The following is a 1,503-nucleotide window of genomic DNA, read 5'->3' on the forward strand; positions in this document are numbered from 1 at the left end:
GGAGGCGTAGGGAAACCGAGTCTGATAAGGGCGACGAGTTGCTGGACGTAGACCCGAAACCGGGTGATCTATCCATGGCCAGGGTGAAGGTGGGGTAACACCCACTGGAGGCCCGAACCCACTACTGTTGCAAAAGTAGGGGATGAGCTGTGGATAGGGGTGAAAGGCCAAACAAACCCGGAAATAGCTGGTTCTCCCCGAAAGCTATTGAGGTAGCGCGTCGCATCGACGCTTGCGGGGGTAGAGCACTGTCATCGTTGGGGGGGTCATTGCGATCTACCCCGCGATAGCAAACTCCGAATACCGCAAAGCGCTATGCGGCAGACAGACACCGGGTGCTAACGTCCGGTGTCGAGAGGGAAACAACCCAGACCGCCAGCTAAGGCCCCCAATGCGTGGCTAAGTGGGAAACGAAGTGGGAAGGCTAAGACAGCTAGGAGGTTGGCTTAGAAGCAGCCACCCTTTAAAGAAAGCGTAATAGCTCACTAGTCGAGTCGTCCTGCGCGGAAGATGTAACGGGGCTCAAGCCACGAGCCGAAGCTGCGGATGCACACTCCTGTGTGCGTGGTAGGGGAGCGTTCGGTAAGCCTGCGAAGGAGAATCGAGAGGTTCTCTGGAGGTATCCGAAGTGCGAATGCTGACATGAGTAGCGATAAAAGGGGTGAAAAGCCCCTTCGCCGAAAGCCCAAGGTTTCCGACGCAACGTTCATCGGCGTCGGGTGAGTCGGCCCCTAAGGCGAGGCTGAAAAGCGTAGTCGATGGGAAACGGGTCAATATTCCCGTACCACCGTGCAATGCGATGGGGGGACGAAGAAGGGTAACGCCGCCAGGTGTTGGACGCCCTGGTCTAAGCCCGTAGTCAGGCTGGGTAGGCAAATCCGCCCAGCATCGACAAGAGGTGATGGGGAGGAGAACCTCGGTTCTCCTCTAGGCGCGATCCCAAGCTTCCAGGAAAAGCCTCTAAGCTTCAGTTGCACGGTGACCGTACCGCAAACCGACACAGGTGGGCTGGTGTCAAAGCACCAAGGCGCTTGAGAGAACCCAGCAGAAGGAACTCGGCAAATTGACACCGTAACTTCGGGAGAAGGTGTGCCCCTGGGGGTGTAAGGGCTTGCCCCTGAAGCGCCTGGGGGTCGCAGAGAATCGGGGGCTGCGACTGTTTACTAAAAACACAGCACTCTGCAAAGACGAAAGTCGACGTATAGGGTGTGACGCCTGCCCGGTGCCGGAAGGTTAAGTGATGGGGTGCAAGCTCCTGATCGAAGCCCCGGTAAACGGCGGCCGTAACTATAACGGTCCTAAGGTAGCGAAATTCCTTGTCGGGTAAGTTCCGACCTGCACGAATGGCGTAACGGTGGCCCCACTGTCTCCTGCTGGGACTCAGCGAAATTGAAGTGGTTGTGAAGATGCAATCTACCCGCGGCTAGACGGAAAGACCCCATGAACCTTTACTGCAGCTTTGCATTGGACTTTGATGTGGCCTGTGTAGGATAGGTGGGAGGC

General features: G+C 57.0%; 1 rRNA gene (running past one end of the window). It reads left to right on the top strand.

The window, feature by feature from the left end:
- Positions 1-1,503, top strand: a 23S ribosomal RNA gene (locus ACYQ6T_RS10555) (its annotated part extends 607 nt beyond the left edge of the window); the annotation flags it as partial.

This window comes from Hydrogenophilus islandicus, assembly GCF_054657095.1.